4 protein-coding genes are annotated in these 6,344 nt (G+C 62.5%); all 4 read left to right on the top strand.

The genetic code is table 11. From position 1 onward, the window contains the following. Positions 1–859 (top strand): PhzF family phenazine biosynthesis protein (locus tag JNL55_RS26950; RefSeq protein ID WP_293861847.1); only part of this gene is annotated, 859 nt, incomplete at its 5' end. A 108-nt stretch (positions 860–967) separates the two neighbouring features. After that, positions 968–3,235, top strand: a complete 2,268-nt coding sequence (gene bcsB / locus JNL55_RS26945; RefSeq protein ID WP_293861844.1) for a cellulose biosynthesis cyclic di-GMP-binding regulatory protein BcsB — start codon at positions 968–970, stop codon at positions 3,233–3,235. 26 nt (positions 3,236–3,261) lie between these two features. Then, positions 3,262–4,374: a cellulose synthase complex periplasmic endoglucanase BcsZ gene (gene bcsZ, locus JNL55_RS26940; protein WP_293861841.1), complete on the top strand. Its 1,113-nt coding sequence runs from the start codon at positions 3,262–3,264 to the stop codon at positions 4,372–4,374. Continuing rightward, positions 4,356–6,344: tetratricopeptide repeat protein (locus JNL55_RS26935; protein WP_293861838.1), on the top strand; the 1,989-nt coding region annotated here is incomplete at its 3' end. The genes bcsZ and JNL55_RS26935, both read left to right, overlap by 19 nt.

Raw genomic sequence — 6,344 nt, 5'->3', positions numbered from 1 at the left:
ACGAGACTCCGTCATGCGCACACTCAACTTTCGCATCGTCAATGTGTTCACATTCAATGGCGGCACGCTCACCGGTAATCCGTTGTGCGTGTTCGAAGATGCCAGCGGCTTGGACACGCCGACCATGCAAGCACTGGCGCGCCAGTTCAATTTATCTGAAACAACCTTTATCGAACCGTCCAGTTCGGCCAACGCCCAGGTTCGGATCTTCACGCCGAGTTATGAGATGCCGTTCGCCGGCCATCCGACACTGGGCACGGCGTTCGTGTGTCGCGAGCTGCGCTTGGGCGGCGACCAACTGAAGTTACAAATGAAGGCCGGCATCATTCCGGTGAGCGCCGAGGGCAATCGCTGGACCTTGCAAGCCAATCCACCGACCTGGCGGGCCTGTGAAGCCTCGCGTGAGCATCTGGCCGCCATGTTGAGCCTGGAGCCTTCCGACATCGGCGAACGACCGCTGTGGGTCAAAGCCGGCAAGGAACAGCTCATCGTGCCGCTCACCAGTGAAGCCGCAGTTCGTCGCGCCATCCCTCGGCCCGAAGCATTCGCCGCCGTGAGCAGCGAGGACGGCCACAGCATGGCCTATGTGTTCGCCCCGCCGGTCAACGGTCGTACCTTGTCTCGCTTCTTCTTCCCCGATGGCGCAGCCATTCTCGAAGATCCGGCCACCGGTTCGGCCACCGCCAACTTTGGCGGTTGGCTGCTCGCGACCGGCCAGCCCTTGCCCTATCGAGTGCAGATCTCGCAGGGTGAGTACGTCGCCCGACCTTCGACGCTGTTCCTGCACGTGGACGCCGAACGCCGCATCTTGGTGAGCGGCGATGTAGTGGCGATCGCTCGCGGCACGCTGCAATTGTAACAATCAGGCGGGCAACGACCGCCGGCTACGATTTCCCCCGGGTTGGCAAATGCTTGCGCACACCCTAAGGTTGCGCCGAATGAGTCTCGGTAGCGCCTGGGGGCGTCGATGCCTGAGTTCGGATCAGTAAGAACGCGTATCAACCACTGCTGGTTGATCAGCTTTGGACAAGTCAAACGAGCCGCCTCGGTAGCGCTGCTCACCTTCGGCCTGGGCCACGCGGCGCTAGGCGCCGAGCCCGCCGCCACAGCTCCACCGCAAAGGATTTCCTTCGGTGAGCTGGGCGCGTCTGCTTTGGAGCTGCGAGGCACTCAGCCAAGCGGCGGCATCGATATCGGCGTGCGTGGCGACGAAGTAGTCGCAGCGGCCAAGCTGCGGCTGCGAATGACCTATTCGCCGGCCATGCTTCCGCAGCTCTCGCATCTCCGCGTCAGCCTCAACAACCAGGTGCTGGCGGCACTGCCGCTGCCTTCTGAACAAGCCGGCCGCGAGATCGAGCGCGAAGTGGTCCTCGATCCTCGCTACTTCACCGACTACAACCAGTTGCGCTTCGACCTGATCGGTCACTACACCCTGGAGTGCGAGGACCCGAGCCATACCTCGTTGTGGGCAACCTTGAGTCCGTTGAGCGAGTTGGAGCTGACGATGACACCGCTCGAGTTGCGCAACGAGTTGGCGCTGCTGCCGGCGCCGTTCTTCGATCGTCGCGACAATCGCCGACTCACCCTGCCTGTCCTACTGCCCGAGCAACCGTCGCGAGAGATCGTGCGCTCCGCTGGCGTGGTCGCATCGTGGTTCGGCTCGATGGCCGACTATAGAAGCGCGCGCTTTCCGGTCTCGTTCACCAGCCTGCCGGAGCAGCATGGCCTGGTGTTCGCGACCAATTCGGCCAAGCCCAACTCATTGCAGCTTGCCGACGTCACGGTGCCGACCGTGAGCATCATCGATCATCCTTCGCTGCCCACGGCGAAGTTGCTGGTGTTCCAGGGCAAGGACGAAGCGCAACTCCGTCAAGCCGTGGAAGGCGTGGTGCTGGGCAGTCCAGTGTTGAGCGGCGCGCAGGCCACCGTGACCGCGGTCGAACTTCCCAAACGCGAACCCTATGACGCGCCTCGCTGGGTGCGAACCAATCGCGCAGTGAAGCTTGGCGAGTTGGTCGACTCGCCCCAACAGTTGCAGACCAGCGGCATCGCTCCGCAGCCGATTCGGGTCAACCTGCGCTTGCCGCCGGACTTGTTCACCTGGAACCAGCCCGGCGTGCCGATGGACCTGCGTTATCGCTACAGCGCGCCCAACGAGCAGGACACCTCCTCGCTCAACATCAGCATCAACGAACTGTTACTGCGTTCGTATCGCTTGCGGCCGGAAGGCGCGGAAGACGGCGCGCGTAAAGTACTCGTGCCACTGCTCGACAGCGGTACGGTTCAACAAAGCGAAGAGCTGCGCATCCCGGCATTCCAACTGGTGAGCAACAATCAGCTGCAGTTCCGTTTCAGCCTGGATCCGCAACGCCAGGGCCCGTGCAGTCATGTGCCCGGCGACCAGGCGCGTCAAGGCATCGATCCGGACTCGAGCATCGACTTCAGCGATTTCGCTCACTACACCGCCATGCCCAATCTGGCGCTGTTCGCCAACGCCGGCTATCCGTTCACTCGCTACGCCGACCTGGCCGAAACCGCCATCGTGCTGTCCGACACCACGCAGGCAGCCACGCTCGAGCAGTTGTTCTTTTTGCTCGGCCGGATGGGGCGGCATACCGGCACGGTGGCACTGTCCTATCAACTATTGAATGCCGAACAAGCCAAGCAGGCACGCGACCTGGATTTGCTGGTGCTGAGCGGCGCTGGCGCGGCACCGCTGTTGAGCGAGTGGGAGCAGGATCTGGCGCTGGCCATCAACGGCGACGAGCGCAAGTTTCGCGAGCTGTCGGTAGCGCCGCGCTTCGAGAATCCGGCCAACGCCAATCGTGAGGCTGGCAACGGCGGCCGTGTACAAATCAACGCCAGCGGCTCGCTCGGCGCCTTCATCAGTTTCGAATCGCCACTCACCGGCGATCGCACCGTGGTGGCGCTGGCCGGCAGCGACGACGCAGCGGCCCAGGCATTGATCGGCACGCTCGAAGACGACGGCAAGGTGCCCTTGATTCTGGGCGACCTGGCCATCGTGCGTGGTGACACCGTACAGAGCTATCGTGGCGACTCGGTCTACTATGTGGGCACGCTGTCGCTGTGGAAGCGCTTGTGGTTCCATCTGTCGCAGCACGTGTTGTTGTTCACGCTGGTGGCACTGACGGTCGTGGTTCTGGTGGCAATGCTGCTGTATGGCGGCTTGCAACGGCGGGTCGCTCGACGACTCGCCGCCACCGGTTCGCAGTGATCGCGCGCTGGCTGTTAGGGGTGCTCATGCTCAGCACTTCGATGTTGATGCCCGATAGTGCACTGGCCGCCGGCGTCAAATGCGACGCCTGGCCGGCCTGGCAACGCTTCAAATTGCTGTATATGAGCCAGGACGGCCGCGTCATCGACGCCAGCACCGACGCTCAGATCAGCACCTCCGAAGGCCAGGCCTATGGATTATTTTTCGCGCTGGTCAGCAACGATCGCCCGGCGTTCGACCTGCTGTTGCGCTGGACTCACGACAATCTGGCCGGCGGCCGACTCGACCAACAATTGCCCGCGTGGCAATGGGGTCGCGCACCCGATGGCAACTGGCGCGTGTTGGACAAGAACTCCGCCTCCGATGCCGACTTGTGGATGGCCTATACGCTGGGCGAAGCCGCCCGGCTGTGGAATGAAAGCCGCTACGCCACCCTCGGCGCCGAGCTGGCAAGAAACATTTTGCGCGAGGAAGTCGCCACTGTGCCCGGCCTCGGCACTGCTTTGCTGCCGGGACCGCAAGGCTTCGTGACCCAAGAGAGCTGGCGTCTGAATCCGAGCTATCTGACGCTGCCGCTGTTCCACGGGCTGGCTCGGCAGAACAAAGAACCGCTGTGGACTGAGATCGCTAAATCGTCGGAGCAAGTGATTCTGGGCGCGGCGCCAAAAGGTTTCGCCGGCGACTGGATCGAATTCACTCGCGGCGGCTTCATGGCAGACCGTCGCAGCCGCGGCGTCGGTAGTTACGATGCGATTCGTGTTTATCTGTGGGCCGGCATGCTGCCCGCTTCGGACCCGGTGCGCGGCAAACTGATGCAGGCCCTCAAGCCGATGTTGGAAAGCGTCGCCAAGCGTGGCATGCCGGTCGAAACAGTCGACACTCAAACAGGCGAGCTGGGCGGCGACGGTCCACCAGGCTTCTCGGCGGCACTGCTCCCCATGTTGGCCAATGCACACATGAGCGCAGCGCTGCAGGCACACCGACAGCGCGCGGCAGATGCTGCGTTTCAGAACAATCATAACTACTACAGCGATGCATTGACGTTGTTCGGCTTGGGCTGGTTGGAACAGCGCTATAAATTCAACCGCACCGGCCTGCTCAACGTGCGCTGGACTCCGGCATGCGATCGACCGCATTAGCGATTACTTGTTTACTACTACTGGGCCGCGTCGCCACTGCCGCCGAAACCACTGTCGCCGGCGATGAGTTGCTACAAAGCTCTCGCATGTGGGAATCGCGACAGCGCGGCGACCTGGCGCGCTTGGCGCTGGAGAAGCTGGTCAACACGCGCCCGGATTCGCCTGAAGCCCTGTTGGAGCTAGGCGAACTCAACTTGCGCATGTCGGAGTTCGCCGCCGCGGACCAGATACTGCGACGCTTGGAACAGCGTTTTCCAGGCTCGGCCGCGACCCGTTCCATGAGCCTGCAATATCGACTGGCCACCAGCGATCGGTTGCGCTGGATGTCAGTGAAACGCCTGGCGGACATCGGCGAGGGCGAAAAGCTGGCTCGTGAACTCCAGAGCTTGTTTCCCCAAGGTGCGCCGGACGGTTCGATTGCTCTCGAATACTATCGACTGCTGGCAGCGACGCCGGGGCGCTATCAAGACGCGCAACGCGGAGTGCGAGCGCTCGCCGCTAAGCATCCCAACGATCCGTTCTATCAGGATGCGGTACGCGACTGGCGAGCGCCGCGCACGACAGCGGCAAACCCGACGCCGTCTCAATTGGCATCACAATCGCCGACGAGAACTGCGACTCCGCGCCGTTCAAGCCCACGCACTCCAACCAATACAGCGCCGACAGCACCGACTGTGGCTCCTGAGGCTCTGGCCGCAGCCGCGGATTGGGAACAACGCAGCCGCGCCTCCACCGACGCTCAGCAACTCGATCTCGCTTCGCTACAACTCCAAGCAGCCACCCGCCTTCGCGCTGGCGACTTCGAAGCTTTGATCGACGTGGCCGACCGCCTCGATTCACTCGGCTCTGCCAAGCAAGCCGGCGATCTGCTCGCTACGGGAAACCGTCTCGCGCCTGAATCGACGTGGTTATTGGAATCGCGAATTCGCTGGCTGATCGCTCACGACAACGCCAACGAAGCCTTGCAGCTGATCGACTCGCATCCCGTCGATGACAAATGGACGGCGAGCACGCGCGACAACTTACGAGCTACAGCGTTGGGCGCACGGGCCCGAGCGTCGGTCGAAGCATCTAACGTAGAGGCCGCCATCGCGGATCTCACGGAAGCCATCAAGCTGCAGCCGACCGATCCATGGACTCGTCACCGCCTTGCTGGCCTGCTGGCTCGTCGAGATCGCAAGGAAGAAGGCCGAGCAGTGATGGATGCCGGTGCGGCACTCGCGCCTGACAATCCTCAGATGCGTTTCGCCCAAGCGTTGTTCTACGAAAGCATCGACGACTCACGCCAAGCGGTCGCCGCCATCGATGCCATTCCCGAAGAAAGCCGCGACGCCGACATGAATGCCGTGCGTGATCGCGCCCGGCTCACTCTAGTGCGCGAGCTGATCGATGCCGGCAATACCGTTGAAGCTCGGGCGTTACTTGCTGACATTCGAGCACGCGCCAATCCCGACGACCTCGGCGTGCAACTCAACATCGCCTATCGTGAATGGCAGCTCGGCAACAGAGACGCCACCGCCGAGATCGCCGAACGCTTACATACGCTCGCTCCTGAGCGAGCCGACATCGCGATGCTGGCAGCACGCGCCAAGCACGCCCAACGCGACTTCGGCGCAGCTCGCGATTACTTCAAGCAAGCTGAATCAGTCGGCGATGCGGAGACAGTGCTCTCCGCCAGCCAAGCGCGCGAACAGATCGAAACTCGACTACACAACTGGATGTCGATCGGCAGCGAGATCCGACACAAGCCGGGCGATGACGGCATCTCCAGTTTCGACTCGGCGGTCATTGCGTCACTATGGCATCACGCCATCGACTACGAGCGCCGCGTGTGGGTGCAAGCCGATGCGGTCAGCATCGATGCCGGCAAGCTGAGCACCGACTTCAACGAGTCGGCCGACTTCGGTTCCATCCGTGCCGCCGGCCCAACCGCGCTGCGACGTTATTCCAACGATGCTCAGCACGGCTTG

Origin of the sequence: Steroidobacter sp., assembly GCF_016790065.1 — a bacterium.
Lineage (GTDB): Bacteria > Pseudomonadota > Gammaproteobacteria > Steroidobacterales > Steroidobacteraceae > Steroidobacter.
Note: the sequence above shows the minus strand (reverse complement) of the source record. Positions and strands in the feature narration are given on the sequence as shown.